Source organism: Bordetella genomosp. 12, assembly GCF_002261355.1.
GTDB lineage: Bacteria > Pseudomonadota > Gammaproteobacteria > Burkholderiales > Burkholderiaceae_B > Bordetella.
Genome location: NZ_NEVU01000001.1, coordinates 975,830 through 992,597, shown reverse-complemented (window position 1 = coordinate 992,597; position 16,768 = coordinate 975,830). Strand labels below are relative to the sequence as shown.

Below are 16,768 nucleotides of genomic sequence, written 5' to 3'. Positions count from 1 at the left end.
GCCGGCCTCGTCAGGGCAGCGCCTGGAAGGCTCCCTTGCGAACCTCCACCATGCGGAACGCGGAGATATCCAGGCCCATATGGTCCTCGGGCGTCATGGTGTAGATGCCGCTCACGCCGACGAAGCCCTTGGTGTCTTCCAGCGCCTGGCGCAGCTTGGCCGGATCGGTGCCGCCGGCGCGCTTGATGGCGTCGACCACCATCAGCAGGCCGTCATGGGCGTAACCGCCAAACGTCGACACCTCCACCTTGTGCTTGTCCTCGAAGGCCTGGGCGTAATTGACGCTGACCTCGCGCTGGGGATCGCTGGCAGGCAGGCTGCGGGCCACTTGCAGCGCCGGCGACGGCATGCGGATGCCTTCCGCCGCATCGCCCGCCAGACGCACGAACTCCATCGAGGCCTGACCATGGCTGGTATAGAGCGGCTGCTTCATGGCCAGTTGGCGATAGTTGCGGGCGATGATGGCCGGCGCCTGGCCGGTGCCGAAGACAAAGACCGCCTGGGCATTGCTGGACTTGATGCGCGTGAGCTGCGGCGTCATGTCGGTGTCGCGCTCGCCATACTGCTGATCGTCGACCACCTCCACGCCCATGGCCTGCGCCAGCTTCAAGGTTTCGGCGCGGCCGGACTTGCCGAAGCCGCCGGTATCGGACAGCAGCGCCATGCGGGTCACGCCGTTTTTCTTCATGTCCTCCAGCACCTTGGCGGCGGCCATGCGATCCGAGTGCGGCATCTTGAAGACCCAGGGTTTGACGGGCTCGACAATCACACTGGCGGCGGCCAGCGACACGAAGGGAATCTTGGCGCTTTGCACCTGCGGCACCATGGCCATGGTGGAGCCCGTGGTCGAGCCGCCGACGATCACGTCGACGCCGTCCTGCATGATCAGGCGGCGCACGAAGGCGTTGGCCTTGTTGGCATCGCTGGCGTCGTCATACAGCGTGAGCGCGAGTTTGCGCCCCAGCACCCCGCCGTCGGCGTTGAGCTTGTCCACGTAAAGCTGCAGGGTCTTCTGTTCCGGGTCGCCCAGAAAAGAGGCGGGGCCCGTGGCCGAGACCACGGCGCCGACCTTGATCGGGGCAGGATCGGCGTGCACGGGGGTGGCGAATACCGCTACGGCACAGGCCAGGGCGGCAGGCAGCCGCCGGGTCAACATGCGCTTCATCGTTTGTCTCCTAGTCGTTTTGGGACTGCTGGGCTTGCCCGCCGTCTGACGCGGCGATGCGGGGGAACTGCCTGCGGCCGTCAGGCCGCCACTCAGGAACTGGCGGCCTTGCGCACGAAGCGCAACGGCTGCTCGATCATCGGGGGGTCGGGAAGATCCAGGGCGCGCGCCAGCGCCTTGCCCTGCGGGTCGGCCAGCGCCGCGCGGCGCGCCGCCGCGATGCGGGCGGGCAGGTCCTGCAGCGCACCGGTCTGCTGTGCATCGTCCAGAATGGCGCCGAGATTGCGGTGCCCGCGCTCGCTGGTTTCGCCATAGCCCTTGACCAGGTTGCCGCACAAGGCGAGCTCCAGCGCGGCGGACGGCGACAGCGGCAGCAGCGCGCGCACCTGATGCAGCCAGCGCTCGATCAAGGCCTGCTCCTGCAGATACCGCTCGGTGCGCGGGCGCCAGCGGCGCAGGCTGCGCAACAGGCACAGCAAGGCAAAGCCGCTCACCGTGCTGGTGCGCACATGCAAGCCCATGCCGCGCTTGCCCAGCCGCGGCGTCAGCCGCCGCCGCAACCAGCCCGCCAGGCCGGCGGGCAGCACCGAACAGACCTCGTCCAGACCCGGCTTGAGAAACTCGGTGACATGCAGCGGCTCGCCCTGGCCCGCGCCAACCTCGCGACGCACGCGCGCCAGCCGTTCGCGCCGCGTCTTCAGATCGGCCACGCGGATCACGTCCTCGTAGCTCATCCACAGCGCCAGATAGCGTGCCGTCTCACGGCTGACATCCAGCGCCGCATCGCCATAGGCCTGTTCGTCCTGCAGCATCCGTTCCACGCGATCCAGATACAGATCCGCGTAGCGGCGATCCTGATAGTCCTGCACTAGCGCCGCCCCGGCGCCAGCCACCTCGCGCAGCACGGCAGGCAGGGCCGCCACGCGCGCCGAAGGCAGCGCCGCGGCTTGCGCGGGCCGCGCCGCCTCGGGCGCCGCATCGCCGCGCGCCCGGTCGTAACCGGCCGCGAAACCGGCCAGGCTGGCCTCGACCGCCTTGCCGGACTGCCGGATCGCGGCCTCACAGGCGCTGCGATCGAAAGGCAAGGCCCCGCTGCCGGCCATGGCGCCGAACAGCACCGTGTTGATCACCGTGCGGTGGCGGGCCGCCAGCACCGCCATATCGAACAGAATGGCCTCATGCGCCAGCGTGGCGGCGGCGGCGGTGACACGCGCGCCGTCATAGCGGCCGTCGCCCATGGCGGATTTCTCCGAGACGGCGTACTCGCGATGCGTCGACGCGACCAGCACCGTCTTCTGCGGATGCACATAGCCGCCCTGCAGCATGCGGCCGGCTTCCACCAACTCGGAAGCGGCCACGATGGACACATCGCCCGGATAGGGCACGAGCGAAAACACCGGCTCGCGGCCACCCAGTTCGGCGCGCGGCACCGGCAGAATCTCCAGGTAATAGTTGGTCGCGCCCGTGCGCTGCGCCACGCCGGGCACCGACGTGCTCTGCACCGGATAGTCCTGCGCCGTGGCCGCCGCGATGATCCAATCGGCCAGCACCCCGCCGCCTTCGCCGCCCAGGGCGGCGATCAATATCGTCACGGGGGCCGTCATGCCGTCACCTCGCGCGGCAGGCTGGCCCGCCCGGCCATGGCATGGATGAGCCGTTCGCGCCAGCGCGCCAGGCGCCGCTCCCACGCGCTGGGGTTCTGAACGATCTCGGCCTTGAAGAAAGAGGGGCACAGCTGCGCCGCATGGGCCACCTCGCCACACAGCCCGCAACCCACGCAACCCTGATTGACCGTGGCCACGGGGTCGGTGCGCAAGGGGCTGGGATTGGGCTTGACCGACAAGGACGGACAGCCCGAGAGCCGGATACAGGAATGATCGCCCGTGCAGACGTCCTCATCGATGCCAAAGCGCGTGCGCACCACGCGCAGCCCCTGCTTGAGCCGTTGCGCGTTCTGCGGTTTGATGCGCCGCTGGCGTTCGAGCTGGCATTCGCCATCGGCGATGATGACTTTCAGACCGCCCTCTTCGGTGGTCATCGCCTCATCCAGGGTGCGCCGCATATCCGCCACGTGATAGCTGGGCACTTTGCGCAACCACTTCACGCCCACCCCGCGCAGCGCCGTCTCGATATCCAGCGTCAGCGGCTTGGCGGCCGGCTGCGACGGCGAAGAAGGAATGGCCTGCGTGCCCGTGGCCGAGGTATAGCCATTCTTCAGGATCACCAGCACGGAATCCTGGTTGTTGTACATGGCGTTGACCACGCCGCTGGTAAAGCCGTTGTGCCAGAAGCCGCCATCGCCCATCACGCTGACCACGCGCCGGCCCATGAGCGGGGCGATGCCCGACGAACTCGCCAGCCCCAGGCCATAGCCCAGCACCGTGCTGCCGATATTGAACGGCGCCAGGGTGCCGAAGGTGTGGCAGCCGATATCGGCGCTGATATGCAAGGGCCCCAGCTTCTGCTGCACCATCTTGATGGCCGAGAACACGGGCCGCTCCGGACAGCCCACACAAAAGCCCGGCGGACGGGTCGGCACCGGTTCGCCCAAGGCCTGCACGGCGGCCTGTTTGTGGCCGGTCAGGCCGCCTGCGGCGGCCGCGCTGCCCGATTCCGGCTGGGCGCGCTCCAGGTAGGCGGCCACGCCCCGCAGCATCACTTCGCCGTTGTACTCACCGGCCATGGGAAACACATCCTTGCCATGCACGCGGGTAGCCAGCCCGGCGCGGCGCAACAGGGCCGTGAGCGCCTCTTCCAGATAATTGGGCTGCCCTTCCTCGACGATCAGCACGGCGTCCTTGCCGGCACAGAAGGCCTGCAGCGCATCCGGCACGAGCGGGTACACCACGTTCAGCACATGGATGGGCAGCTCGCTGGCGCCGAACACATCGGCCAGGCCCAGTTGCTGCAAGGCGCGGATCAGGCCGTTGTACAGGCCGCCCGGCACGATCAGGCCGAGCTTGTCACGCTTGCCCGGAAAGGTCTCGTTCAGGCCCGCACGGCGGATATGCTCCAGCGCCGCCGGCCAGCGCACCTGCACCTTCTGGCGTTCGTGCTCGTAGATCGAGGGCGGCAGATTGATGCGCGAATAATCGAACTTGCCCTCGCGCAGGGCCTGGCGCGTGGACACCGCGGGCGCGACGTTGTCCTTGCACACAAAGCTGCCATGCACATGACAGGCGCGGATGCGCAACTGCATCATCACCGGCGTCTGGCTGGCCTCGGACAACTGAAAGGCCTGCTCGACCGCATCCACGATCGACGTGAGATTGGGGCGCGGATCCATGAGCCAGATCTGCGACTTCATCGCGAAGGCATGCGTGCGCTCCTGAATGATGCTCGAGCCGTCACCGTAGTCTTCGCCCAGGATGATCAGCGCGCCGCCCGTCACCCCGGCCGACGCCAGGTTGGACAGCGCGTCGGAGGCCACATTGGTGCCCACCGTGGACTTCCAGGTCACCGCGCCGCGCACCGGATAGTGGATGGAAGCGCCCAGCATGGCCGCGGCCCCGGCCTCGGAGGCGCTGTTCTCGAAGTAGATGCCGAGCTCGTCGAGCAGCTCGCGCGCATCGCCCAGGACATCGATCAGATGCGACACCGGCGCGCCTTGGTAGCCGCCGATATAGCTCACGCCGGACTGCAGCAGGGCCTTGGTGACCGCGAGAATGCCCTCGCCATGAAAGACCTCGCCGGCGCCGAGCGCCAGACTGCCCACTTCGCGTGCGAATGAACGCTCCATACCCCTTGTCTCCCGGGCGGCTCTGCACCGCCATCATCGATTTGGAGGCATAGTAGGAGCGGAACTACAATCTAAACAATCGATGATTGATATGTTTCATATCGATGTCATCGATAAATAAAAACAGGCGCCAGGCGCCACGGAGACAGTGCCATGGATACCCCCGCCGAGGCTCGCCTCGACCTGAATCTCGTGCGCCTCATGACGGCGGTGTTCGAAACCCGCAGCGTCAGCCTCGCGGCCGAACGCCTGGCCCTGACCCAGCCGACGGTCAGCTACGGGCTGGCGAAACTGCGGCAGGCGTACGGCGACGCGCTCTTCGTGCGCGATGGCCGTGGCATGGCGCCCACCCCGCGCGCCGAACAGATCTACCTCGCCTTCCAGGAGGCCCTGGCCTGTATCGACAGCACGCAGGAGCTGGCCAGCCCCTTCGACCCGGCCACCACGACGCGGCGCTTTCGCGTCGCGATGTCGGATATCGGCGGGCTGTGCTTTCTGCCGCCCTTGGTGGCGCATATGCGCAAAGTGGCGCCGCTGGCGGATCTGGAGGTCGTCCAGGTGCCGGTCGACACCCTGATCGAACATCTGGCCGCCAGCAAAGTCGACGCCGCGATCGGCAATCTGCCCATGCTGCACGAGAAGCTGCACAACCGCCTGCTGTTTCGCGAACACTACGTCTGCCTGATGGCGCAAAGCCACCCCGCCGCGTCGAGCCGGTCCCTGACGCTGCCCTCGTTTCTGGCCGCGCGCCATGTGCTGGTGACCTCGCCCTTCTTCGCGCACCAGCATGTGGAAGACACCCTGCGCGCCCAGGGCATCCATCGCAAGATCGCCCTGCGCATTCCGCACTTCACCATCCTGCCGGGGCTGATCGCGCAAAGCGACCTGCTGGCGACTCTGCCGATGCGCGTGGCGCGCGTGTTCGAATCCTACGGGCAGCTGTGCAGCATGGATCTGCCGGTGGACATCCCGGAGTTCGAGGTCCGTGTGCATATCCACACCTACCATGCCTCCCAGCCGGCGGTGCAATGGTTCGCCGAACAGATCGTGCTGGCCCTGCAGGACCTGTGACCACGATGAGCGCCCTGTCCCAACTCGACATCGCCGCCCTGCGCCTGCTGATCGCCATCGCCGACCAGGGCAGCATCAGCGCCGGCGCGGCGCGCAGCCACCTCTCGGTGGCGGCCGCCAGCAAACGCATCAGCGACCTGGAGACGCGCGTGGGCATGGCCCTGCTGCTGCGCCACCGGCGCGGCGTCAAGCCCACGCCGGCGGGCGAAATCTTCATCGCGCACGCGCGGCGCATGGCCGCGCTGGCCGGCGCGATGGAAGAAGACCTGCGCGACTATGCCAGCGGCGTCGAGGACCGCGTGCGCATCGTCGCGAACTCGGCGGCCATCGTGCAGTTTCTGCCCGAAGACCTGCACGGCTATATGCAGGGCAATCCCCGCGTGCGCATCGAACTCGAAGAACACACCAGCCGCTCGGCGGTCGAGCAGTTGCAGACCGACCGGGCCGACCTGGGCTTGTTCGACGGCGGCTATGCGGCCGCCAACGTGCATTGCCATCCCTACCGCGCCGACACCCTGGTCTGCGTCACGCATCCGCGTCACGGCCTGGCGCGCGGCCGAGGCGCCCTGCGCTTCGAACAGACGCTGGAGCACGATCACGTCGGCCTGTACCGGGGCACGGCCATCCTCACGCAGATGGAGCGCGCCGCCGCGCAAGCCGGCCGCAGCCTGCGGCTGCGCATCCAGGTCACCAGCTTCGACGCCGTCTGCCGCATGGCGGAAAGCGGCATCGGCGTGGGCATCGTGCCGGCCCGCGTGGCGCAATCCTATGTGACGCTGGGGCGCCTGCGGCAGATCCGGCTCAGCGACGCCTGGGCCCATCGCCAGCTCATGCTCGGCTGGCCGCAGCAGCGCGAACCCTCTCCCGGCGCGCAGGCGCTCATCGCCCATCTGCTGACCGCCCCTGCTTTAACCTAAGTCGAAAGCAGCTTGAGAAAATCGCGATTGTCCACGGCGCTCGGCGCGACCTATAACGCGGAAAGCCCACCACGGAGACAATCATGCAGCAGATCGGCGCGGACATGGACATCACACGGGTGTCCGCCATCCCCCTGAATATCGACGTCGCCATGCCGGTGCCCGGCGGCGAAAAACGCAGCAATCTGTCCTGTGTGCTGGTGCGCATCGACACGGCCTGCGGTCTGAGCGGCTGCGGTTTCACCGCCATCACCGAAGAAGAAGTCGTCGCCGCGGCGATCGAACACATCGCCGCCGATGCCCTGATCGGCGAGTCGGCCATGGACAGCGAAAAACTGTGGGACAAGCTCTACTGGCTGCTCTCCCCGCGCGGCCAGAGCGGCTACGCCAGCCATGCCATCGCGGCCATCGATATCGCGCTGTGGGACCTCAAGGCCCAGCGCCTCGGCCTGCCGCTGTGGCGCCTGCTGGGCGCGGCGCGCGCCCGTGTGCCCGTCTATGCCACCTTCGGTTTCAACTTCCTGAACCGCGAGCAACTGGCCGACGCCGCCGCGCAATGGGTCGAACGCGGTTTCTCGCGTTTGAAGATGACCGTCGGCAACCACGGCCTGCAACGCCGTGACGAACCGCGCCCGCTGGCCGAGCTGATCCGCGAGGATGAAGCCCGCGTGCGCGCCGTGCGCGACCGCGTGGGACCGGATGTCGAGCTATGCATCGACGCCAATTGCAGCCTGGATGCCTATCACGCCCGCATGCTGGCCCAGCGCCTGGCCGACTGCGACATCGCCTTCTTCGAGGAGCCCCTCACGCAGAACGACGTCCAGGCGCTGGCCGATCTGCGCCAGCGTGCGCCCATGCCGCTGGCGGCCGGGCAGAACGAAGGCCTGGCGTCGCGCTTTGCCGATTTCTTCCGCGCCGGTTCGGTGGACATCGCTCAGCCCAATGTCGTCATCACGGGCGGCTACACCCAATGCCTGCGTATCGCCGGCATGGCCCAGGCCTGCAACATCGCCATCGCCAATGGCGGGGCATGGCCGTTTCACAACATGTCTCTGCACGCCGGTCTGGCGCATGGCGGATTCATCGAGTACCACACCGTCGCCGTCAAGGTCTGCGAACAGATTTTCAAAGGTCTGCCGCAACCCGAAGCCGGCTGGCTGCCCTTGCCCGACACGCCCGGGCTGGGTTTCACCCCCGATTGGGAGCGTATCCAGGACATCGCCCGGCGCCCGCTGTCGCGCGGCCACGGCAAACACTGACCACCCACCATCCACGAAAAGCCGTGCCATGACGCGGCGGGAGACAAACATGCAAAGCATTCGCCCCAAGGGGAACCGGGCACGCGGCTGGCTGGCCGCCCTCTTCGCTGCAGCGGTCACCTGTAGTTCGCAGGCCGCGCCCTGGCCGCAGCAGCAGCCCATCCGGCTGATCGTGCCGGCCGCGCCGGGCGGCTCGCTCGACATCCTGTCGCGGCCGCTGGCCACGCAACTCGGCGCCATTCTCGGGCAGACCGTCATCGTCGAGAACCGGGGCGGGGCCGGCGGCATGCTGGGCGCGGACTATGCCGCCAAGGCCACCCCCGACGGCTACACCTTTCTGATGGGCGCGGTGCATCACGCCATCGGCGCCACGGTCAATCACAACCTGATGTTCAAACCCGAGCGCGAGCTGGTGGGCGTGGCCAGCATCGGCACCACGCCCAACGTCGTCATCGTCAACAAGAAAATCCCCGTCAACACGCCCCAGGAGCTGGTGGCGTGGATGAAGCAAAAGGGCGACAGCGCGAATTACGCGACCGGCGGCCCGGGCACCTTGCAGCATCTGAGCATGGAATGGTTCAAGGCGCTGACCGGCGTCAAGGCCGTCGCGGTGCACTACCGCGGCAGCGCGCCGGCCATGAGCGACCTGCTGGGCGGACAGGTGGACCTCATGTTCGAGACCATGCCGCTGGCGCTGGCGCAGACCCGCTCTGGCGCGGTGCGCGCCATCGCCGTGACCAGCCAGGCGCGCGCCCCCGCCCTGCCGGATCTGCCCACGCTGAACGAAACGGTCGCTCCCGGCTTCGCGGTCTCGAGCTGGTACGGCGTCATGGCGCCGGCCGGCACGCCGCCGGCCATCATGGACCGCATGCATGCGGCCATCGACCAGGCGCTGCAAACGCCCGAACTCAAAAAGGTCTGGGACGGCGCTGGCGTGCAGCCCGAGCAAATGTCACGCACGCAATTCCAGGCCTTCTGGCTGGCGGACATCCAGCGCTGGGGCAAGATTGCGCGCGAGCACGGCATCCGCATCGATTGAGCTCCCGGCCCGCGCGGCCGCGGGCTGCGCTCAACCGTCGCGCGGCTCCTGCGGCGTGGGCAGAATCCGCTGATAGAAGGCCGCATCCAGCCAGCGGCCGAACTTGAACCCCACCTGCGGCAGCGTCCCGGAATGGGTAAAGCCCAGTTTTTCGTGCAGCGCGATGCTGCCCGCGTTGCTGGCGTCGATGCAACCGACCATCACGTGCAACTGGGCCTGCTGCGCCCGCGCGATCAAGGCGCGCAGCAACAAAGCGCCCAGGCCCCGGCCACGCTGGTCGCGCTGCACATACACACTGTGCTCCACGGTGTACTTATTGGCCGGAAAGGCGCGGAAAGTCCCCCAACTGGCAAACGCCAGCAGGCGGCCTTGCGCATCGACCGCGCCCAGCACCGGAAAGCCTCCGGCCCGCTTGGCCGCGAACCACGCCGTCATGGCGGACGGCGGGCGCGGCACGTAGTCATACAGGGCCGTCGAATTGACGATGGCATCGTTGAGGATGTCGAGAATCGCGGCGGCGTGTTCGGCCTCCGTGCATTCGATCAGGCGCACATCTTCGTGCGGCGTAGAGGCGCTCATCAGAGGCTCCGGCAGGTAGGGACGGTCATGGTGGGGCAAGCGGATCGAGCGTGGCCAGCAGATAGCGGGCGGGGGTGCGCTGCGGATTGCTGAATACGATGGGGCAGTCCAGCGTCATGGCTAGGCAATCGCCGGCGCGCAACTGAAAGCGCGCCTCGCCCAGCAAAATGTCCATGCTGCCCGCCAGCATCCAGAGCTGTTGCTGCAAGGCGGGCTGACGCACCGCGATGTCATACGCCACGCGCGCGCCGGCGGGGAACGTCACTTCCACCAACTGCAGGGCTGAAGACCCGCCCGAGGGCGACAGCGAGCGGCGCGCATAACCGGAAGCGGGGTCGCGCCAGAGGGCTTGATCGGCATGCCGCCGCAAGGGTCCTCCGCCCGGGGGGCCGGCGTCGAACAGACTAGCCAGGGCCACGCCCAGCCCCGCGGCCAGGCGATCCAGCACAACCGCGGTGGGGCTGGCCGCGCCGCGCTCGATCAGCGAGATCATGGAGCGGCTCACGCCGCAGCGCTCGGCCAGGGCCTGCAGGGACAACCCGCGTGCGGCGCGCAGCTCGCGCACCCGCTGAGCGATGCGCGCGTTGACGCCGGCGGCGGCATCCTGTGCATCGGCGTCGTCGGGGGGGCTCGTGATATCCATCATAATAGATATATTATCCATCAAAATAGACAACCCTCACCCGCCCGCCAAACAAAAACGCCCGGCGCGCAAGGCGCCGGGCGTTATCCGCCTGCGGGACGAAACGGCTTACTTGGCGCGTTCGAACGTCAGCGTGGTCACGAAGCGCGTCTTGGTGAACGGCTTGCCGTCGTGCTGGCCGTTCTTCTCGACCAGGTGGCCTGCTTCCAGGACGTACTGGCCAGGCCAGGGGGTCTCGATGGTGAACTTGCCAGCCTCATCGGTGTGGAATTGCTTCATCCACTTGGGCGGGCCGAACACGGTGACTTCGGTCTTGGCCAGGGGCTTGCCTTCGAAGGTCAGCACGAAGGTGTTGCCACCCGCTGCCGTGGGCGCGATCTCCAGGGGCAGCAGGGCCTTGGTGTCGTCGCGGCCCAGGCGGGCGTTGTAGTCCACCAGGGTTTCCTTGAAGAGCACGGGCTGGCCCAGACGCGTATCGCCGCGCGCTTCGAATTCGAAGTAATCCGCGCCAGTGGCCAGCGGCTTGACCTTCTTGCCGTTGACCGACGGCTCGACCACGACCTTGCCCAGGAAGCCATCCGTCTTTTCGCGCTGATCGTCGGCCCATTCGCCGAAATAGGCGCGGACCTTGTTCTCGCCAGCCGGCTCCAGCCACACAAAGTGAGCCGATGCCATGCTGGTCCAGCCCAGCAGCGCCAGCGCTGCCACGGATTTGATGATGCGCATATTGCCTTCCTTTTTGGTGATGTTGTCGCGGCGCGCCCCGACGCACGGCCGCTCATGGGCACGATGGCCGACTTATGGCCGATCGAGGATGAAAATTATAATCATTAATGATTGGCCCACGAACCAAAGCCCCTGTGCATCATGCCGGTATTGCGGCCGGCGCGCGAAGCGCCGCCTGCCCGGCTCAGAGATACAGCCCGCCGTCGATCATGACTTCCGCGCCGGTGATGTACTTGGCGGCGTCCGACAACAGAAACACCACCGTCGGCGCCACATCCTCGGCCTCCGCCAGCCGCCCCAGCGGCACCTCGGCCGCCCGCTGGCGATTGGCCGCTTCACCCCGGAACTGGATCATCGGCGTATTGACCGGCCCCGGCGCCACATAATTGACGCGCACATTGTCGACCCCCACGTCGGCGGCCAGGGCCTTGGTCATGCCGCGCAAAGCCCATTTGGTGGCGCAGTACGAAAAGGAATTGGGCGAACCCCGCATGCCCGCGGCCGAGCCGATGTTGACGATGCTGCCGCCTTTACGGGCGCGCAGATGTTCGGCGAAGACCTTCATCCCGAGAAAGGCGCCCAATTGGTTGACCTGGAAATGGCGCTCGAAATTCTCCGCCGTCGTGCCGGCGATGGGCTGCGGATCATAGATGCCGGCATTGTTGACCAGACCATGCACCTCGCCCAGTTCCTGCGCCACCGCCAGCGCCTGCCGCCAGTCCGCCTCGCGGGTGACATCCATCGGCTCGAAACGCGCGCGCGCGCCCAGGTCGCGCTCGGCCTGCCGGCCTTCCGGCTCCAGCACGTCACCGATCACGACGCTGGCGCCGCGCTCGATGAGCATGCGGGCCTCGAGCAGCCCCTGGCCGCGCGCCCCTCCGGTGATGACAATGACTTTACCGGCGAATTCATCCATGTGTGTGCTCACTGAGTTGTGCTTGACGGGAATCGATGCCCGCCCGCCGACGGGCATCGGGAGTCAATCGGCGGAAATATTGCCTTCCTTGATGATGGCATTCCACTTGGCGATTTCCGCGGCGATGTAGTCCTGCGATTGCGCGCGCGACAGCGCCATCGGCTCGGCGGCGTTCTCGCGAAAGAGCTTCTGCAACTTGTCGGTCTTGATGACAGCCTGCGTGCTCTTGTGCAGTTTGTCCAGGATCTCCGGCGCCACGCCCTTGGGCGTCATCAGCGCCACCCAGGTCGTGGCATTGAACCCCGGGTAGTACTTGGCCACGGTCTCCACCGCCGGATAACCGGCCAGGCCCTTGGCCGAGCCGGTGGCGATGATTTTCAGCCGCCCCGAATCGAGATGCGGCTTGGCCGCCGGCAGCGACTCCACCATCAGATCCACGTCGCCGCCGATCAGCCCGGTCAGGGCCGCCGTCGCGCCTTTGTAGGGAATGTGCAGCACGTCCACGCCGGCGTAACGCTTGAACATCTCCATGGTCAGGTGGTTGGTCAGCCCGATGCCGCCCGAGGCGTAATTGGTGCCTGGCTTCTTCTTCAGATAGGCCACCAGCTCATCGACCCGGTTGGCCGGCATATCGGCCCGCGTGATCAGCACCTGCGCCATTTCATACAGCACGGCGATCTGGTCGAAGTCGCTGAGCGTGTGATACGGGATGGCTTTGTACAGGCTCTCGTTGATGGACGCCGGCCCGCCCGAGGTAAACAGCACCGTGTAGCCGTCGTTGGGCGCCCGCTTGGCCGCCTCGGTGCCGATGATGCCGCCCGCGCCGGCGCGGTTCTCGACGATGATGGGCTGCTGCAGCTCCTTCTGCAGCTCTTCGGCGAAAGCCCGCGCGATGATGTCGGTCGTCTGGCCCGGCGGAAACGGCACGATCAGCTTGACCGGGCCTTCCGGATAGGCCGCGTGCGCCGAAAAGGCCATACAGGCGCTGATCAGCCATCCCTTGATGATGGTCTTCATAATGTCTCCTCGTTTTTATTGTTCGTCGCGCTCAGCGGATGAAGTGCTTGACGAAGTCTCTGCCCAACCCGACTTTCTCGAAATGCGCCTCGGCCAGATTGGCGTAGTAAAAGGCGTCGACCACTTTCTCGATACTGCCGTCCTCCCGGTAGTACGTGATGGCGCCGTGGTTCTGAAAGAGCGTGATCATCTCGTCCTGATCTTCGTCCACGACCAGGGTGTGAATATCGCCCGGCGTCTCGTACAGATAAGAGCCGGCGCGTGCGACCCAGTCACGCTCCAGATAGCGCCACGATCCTTTGATGACATAGGCATGCACCGGCGCGGGATGCCGGTGGCGCGACAGAAAGCCGCGGCCGCGAAAGCGGGTGAGATGGACCCAATAGCCTTGCGACAGATTCAGGCACAGCGGCCTGGACCAGCGGTTCTCGCCATTGGGGACCCATAGCCGGTCGTCGTCGGCCGCGAGCACGTCGGGCACGAACAACTCCGGCAACATATGTCTTTCCTGGGGCCCGGTATAGGGTTTGATTTGCTCCACGATTCCCTTCTGCTGCTCTGATGATCGGAGCGGGCAGTGTAGGAAGCGGCCCGGGCCCTATATACCCCGGTTCGGAAATGGCGCCATCAGTTTTTGTGATGGATCAGGCGCGTCCCCTGCCAAATGCCGTCGCCGATCAACTGCCGGATGCATTCCGCCATGACGGCGCGCGCGGCCAGCGCGGCCGGCGAGAGATCCTCTTCCTTGAGACTGCACAGCAGATTGATCCTGAGCGCATCCTCATCCTGGATGCGCGCCCACTCGAAGCGCTGCGCGGCATCCTTGACGCTGCCCATGACGGCCCAGGGTTGAATCACCGCGCCCAGGCCGGCCGCCAGCGCGGCCATGGTCATGGGCTGGGAGTCGACATCCAGCGCGATGCGCGGCTGGACCTGCGCGCGCGTGAACGCCGCGTCGAGCACCGAACGCAGGCCGTGGCCCACCGTCGGCAGGATGAGGGGCTCGCCGCCCAGATCGCCCAGCCTGACCTCGGCCGGCAAGGCCGGCCCCTGCCGGCGCCGCGCGCGGATCAGGAACAGCTCTTCCTCGAACAGCGGGCGCACCGTCCAATTGCGCCCGGCGAACACGCTTTGCCGGCCGCGCAGGTCGAACAGGATCGCCATGTCCAGCGCGCGCGCATTGAGCATGTCGGCCAGCATGCCGGACATGCCGCCCACCATGTGCAGACGCACATCGGGAAAGCGGCCGCGCAAGGCGGAGATCAGCGGCAATCCCAGCATGGACTCGGTGGTCGCGGGCAGGCCGATACTGACGCTGCCCGTCAAGCGCGGCTGCTGCGCGCTGCGCATGGCCTGCTCCGCATGGCGCAGGGTCAGCTTGGCTTCGCGAAAAAACGCCGTGCCGGCTTCGGTCGGCTCCACGCCGCGCGGGTTGCGCTTGAGCAGGCGCGCCCCCAGTTCGCCCTCGAGCCGGCTGATCTGCTGGCTGAGCGCGGACTGCACCATGTCCAGCTCCAGGGCGGCACGGCTCATCGAACCCAGTTCGACGATACGGATGAAATAACGGAGCTGGCGAAGTTCCATCGCGCGGGCGGACCTGATCGGTGGCAAGGAGCCCGATTATCCCTCACCTGCCCGGCCTCACCGCGGGTCGCGCTAACGGCGCCCGGGCACTCAGTACTGATGCTCATGGCGCGGCAACCCGGGCTCTGCTACTTTATCGCCCCATTCAAATGACCGCGCATGCGATGTTCCCTGCTATTTTCCGGCGCCGCGACCGCTTGGCTCTGACGCGCGCCGCCTGCCTGGCCCTGCTGCTTGCCGCAGCCGCGCCGCTGCACGCGCAAGACAGCCAGGCCGCGGCCCTGGCCCTGGTCGAGCAACGCCATCTGGGCGACAACCTGGCGGCCCTGGGCGCGCAGGTCGCCATCCGCACTTCGACCTACGCCGTCCTCGTCAAGCGCCTCGGCCAGGAACAGGCCGGCGCGCTGGTGCGCCAGCAGCTTAGGCAGGCCCTGCCCAAATACCAGCCCCAATGGAATGCCCATCTGGCCACGGCTTACGCCAGCGTCTTCAGCGCAGCCGAACTGGCCTCGCTGGCGCGCGAAGGCCAGGCCTCGGCGGCAGCCCCCAAGCTCGCCGCGCACCAGCAGGACATCGGCGAAGACATGCGCGCGCGCTCCACGCCCGTCTTGCAGGCCTACGTCACCGAGGCCATGAACCAGGCCTTCAAACTCTCTAAATGACGGCCCGGCGCGACCGCCGCCGGGCCCCTGCGCAAGACTCAGACCTGGGCCAATGCCTGGTCCAGATCCGCGATCAGATCGTCGATATGCTCGATCCCGATGGACAGGCGCACGGTTTCTTCGCGCACGCCGGCGCGCGCCAGCTCCTCGGGATTGAGCTGCCGGTGCGTGGTCGAGGCCGGATGCGTGGCCAACGACTTGGCGTCGCCAATATTGACCAGCCGCGTAAATAGCTGCAGGGCGTCCTGAAAGCGCGCGCCCGCCTCGCGGCCGCCCTTGACCCCGAAGGTGAACAGGCCCGGCGCCTTGCCCCCGAGGTACTTCTGCACCAGCGCGTGGTCGGGATGATCCGGCAAGCCGGCGTAGTTGACCCACTCCACCTTGGCGTGGCCTTGCAGGAAACCGGCAGCCTTGACGGCGTTCTCGACGATGCGGTCCACCCGCAGCGCCAGGGTCTCGATGCCCTGCAGGATCTGGAAAGCGTTGAAAGGCGAAATGGCCGCACCGGTGTTGCGCAAGGGCACCACGCGCGCGCGGCCGATATAGGCCGCCGCGCCAAAGGCTTCGGTGTACACCACCCCGTGGTAACTGACGTCGGGCTCGTTCAGGCGCTTGAAGCGCTCCGCGTGCTGCGCCCACGGGAACTTGCCCGCATCGATGATGGCGCCGCCCAGGCTCGTGCCGTGGCCGCCCAGATACTTGGTGAGCGACTGCACGACGATGTCCGCGCCGTGCTCGATGGGCCGCAAGAGATAGGGCGACGGCACGGTGTTGTCGACGATGAGCGGCAGGCCATGGCGATGGGCCAGCGCCGCGAGCGCGGCGATGTCCGTGATGTTGCCCAGCGGATTGCCGACGGATTCCGCGAAAATCGCCTTGGTCCGCGCGTCGATCTGCCGCTCGAAGCTGCTCAGGTCGCGCGGATCGGCAAAGCGCGTCGTGATGCCGTACTGCGGCAGCGTATGCGCAAAGAGGTTGTACGTGCCGCCATACAGCGTGCTCGACGAGACGATGTTGTCGCCCGCCTCGGCGATGGTCAGCACCGCATAGGTCACCGCCGCCTGCCCGGAAGCCAGCGCCAGCGCGGCGATACCGCCTTCCAGGGCGGCCACGCGCTGCTCCAGCACATCGGTGGTGGGGTTCATGATGCGCGTATAGATATTGCCCGGCACCTTCAGGTCGAACAGGTCCGCGCCATGCTGCGTGTCATCGAAGGCATAAGCCACCGTCTGGTAGATGGGCACGGCAACGGCCCGCGTGGTGGGGTCGGGTCGGTAGCCGCCATGCACGGCGATGGTCTCCAGACGCCATGGGGGGGATGTACTCATGTCTTGCTCCTCCTTGTGCTCACGCTGATCGGGCCAGCCTCGAGGGCGATTGTAGGCGTGCGGAAAACGTCCGCCAGCCCTGACGCCGGCATATCGATATGCGAGGGCGCAAGGCGGCGGGCC

The 16,768-nt window shown here is 67.0% G+C and carries 16 protein-coding genes; 5 read left to right on the top strand and 11 right to left on the bottom strand.

Going from position 1 to position 16,768, the window contains the following annotated elements; all coding sequences use genetic code 11:
• Positions 1–10: 10 nt before the first annotated feature.
• From CAL22_RS04640 to CAL22_RS04630, 3 genes are all read right to left on the bottom strand, one after another.
• On the bottom strand, positions 11–1,165 hold the full coding sequence (locus CAL22_RS04640; protein WP_094810791.1) for an ABC transporter substrate-binding protein: 1,155 nt from the start codon (positions 1,163–1,165) through the stop codon (positions 11–13).
• Between the two features lie 92 nt (positions 1,166–1,257).
• Complete coding sequence (locus CAL22_RS04635; RefSeq protein WP_094810790.1) at positions 1,258–2,769, bottom strand: indolepyruvate oxidoreductase subunit beta family protein; 1,512 nt, start codon at positions 2,767–2,769, stop codon at positions 1,258–1,260.
• Positions 2,766–4,904, bottom strand: coding sequence for an indolepyruvate ferredoxin oxidoreductase subunit alpha (locus CAL22_RS04630; protein WP_094810789.1), 2,139 nt, complete (start codon positions 4,902–4,904; stop codon positions 2,766–2,768). Before CAL22_RS04630 ends, CAL22_RS04635 begins: the two co-directional genes overlap by 4 nt.
• Positions 4,905–5,057: 153 nt before the next feature.
• Between CAL22_RS04630 and CAL22_RS04625 the strand changes: the two genes are divergently transcribed.
• The 4 genes from CAL22_RS04625 (at position 5,058) to CAL22_RS04610 (ending at position 9,190) form a co-directional block, all read left to right on the top strand.
• The gene (locus CAL22_RS04625; protein ID WP_094810788.1) at positions 5,058–5,975 is read left to right on the top strand and encodes a LysR family transcriptional regulator; all 918 of its coding nucleotides are present in this window, start codon (positions 5,058–5,060) and stop codon (positions 5,973–5,975) included.
• 5 nt (positions 5,976–5,980) lie between these two features.
• Entirely contained in the window at positions 5,981–6,892 is a 912-nt protein-coding gene (locus tag CAL22_RS04620) for a LysR family transcriptional regulator (protein ID WP_094810787.1), read from the top strand.
• Positions 6,893–6,975: 83 nt separating this feature from the next.
• Complete coding sequence (locus CAL22_RS04615; RefSeq protein ID WP_094810786.1) at positions 6,976–8,151, top strand: mandelate racemase/muconate lactonizing enzyme family protein; 1,176 nt, start codon at positions 6,976–6,978, stop codon at positions 8,149–8,151.
• A gap of 49 nt (positions 8,152–8,200) precedes the next feature.
• Positions 8,201–9,190: a Bug family tripartite tricarboxylate transporter substrate binding protein gene (locus CAL22_RS04610; protein ID WP_094810785.1), complete on the top strand. Its 990-nt coding sequence runs from the start codon at positions 8,201–8,203 to the stop codon at positions 9,188–9,190.
• 30 nt (positions 9,191–9,220) lie between these two features.
• On the opposite strand, the gene CAL22_RS04605 is transcribed toward CAL22_RS04610, so the two are convergent.
• The 7 genes from CAL22_RS04605 to CAL22_RS04575 form a co-directional block, all read right to left on the bottom strand.
• Positions 9,221–9,769, bottom strand: a complete 549-nt coding sequence (locus CAL22_RS04605; protein WP_094810784.1) for a GNAT family N-acetyltransferase — start codon at positions 9,767–9,769, stop codon at positions 9,221–9,223.
• A gap of 25 nt (positions 9,770–9,794) precedes the next feature.
• Entirely contained in the window at positions 9,795–10,415 is a 621-nt protein-coding gene (locus CAL22_RS04600) for a helix-turn-helix domain-containing protein (RefSeq protein WP_094810782.1), read from the bottom strand.
• A gap of 105 nt (positions 10,416–10,520) precedes the next feature.
• Complete coding sequence (locus CAL22_RS04595; protein ID WP_167383550.1) at positions 10,521–11,138, bottom strand: DUF4198 domain-containing protein; 618 nt, start codon at positions 11,136–11,138, stop codon at positions 10,521–10,523.
• A gap of 184 nt (positions 11,139–11,322) precedes the next feature.
• Complete coding sequence (locus CAL22_RS04590; RefSeq protein WP_244193778.1) at positions 11,323–12,054, bottom strand: SDR family NAD(P)-dependent oxidoreductase; 732 nt, start codon at positions 12,052–12,054, stop codon at positions 11,323–11,325.
• A 63-nt stretch (positions 12,055–12,117) separates the two neighbouring features.
• Positions 12,118–13,071 (bottom strand): Bug family tripartite tricarboxylate transporter substrate binding protein, encoded by a 954-nt coding sequence (locus CAL22_RS04585; RefSeq protein ID WP_244193777.1) that lies wholly within the window; start codon positions 13,069–13,071, stop codon positions 12,118–12,120.
• A gap of 31 nt (positions 13,072–13,102) precedes the next feature.
• A complete protein-coding gene (locus tag CAL22_RS04580) occupies positions 13,103–13,570 on the bottom strand; it encodes a 2,4'-dihydroxyacetophenone dioxygenase family protein (RefSeq protein ID WP_094810778.1) in 468 nt (155 codons plus the stop codon).
• A gap of 128 nt (positions 13,571–13,698) precedes the next feature.
• Positions 13,699–14,655 carry a LysR substrate-binding domain-containing protein gene (locus tag CAL22_RS04575; RefSeq protein ID WP_094810777.1) on the bottom strand — a complete coding sequence of 319 codons (957 nt, stop codon included), beginning with the start codon at positions 14,653–14,655 and terminating at the stop codon, positions 13,699–13,701.
• 164 nt (positions 14,656–14,819) lie between these two features.
• On the opposite strand from CAL22_RS04575, the gene CAL22_RS04570 reads away from it, so the two are divergent.
• A complete protein-coding gene (locus tag CAL22_RS04570) occupies positions 14,820–15,317 on the top strand; it encodes a hypothetical protein (protein WP_244193776.1) in 498 nt (165 codons plus the stop codon).
• 38 nt (positions 15,318–15,355) lie between these two features.
• On the opposite strand, the gene CAL22_RS04565 is transcribed toward CAL22_RS04570, so the two are convergent.
• Positions 15,356–16,645: an O-acetylhomoserine aminocarboxypropyltransferase/cysteine synthase family protein gene (locus CAL22_RS04565; protein WP_094810775.1), complete on the bottom strand. Its 1,290-nt coding sequence runs from the start codon at positions 16,643–16,645 to the stop codon at positions 15,356–15,358.
• Positions 16,646–16,768 lie beyond the last annotated feature (123 nt).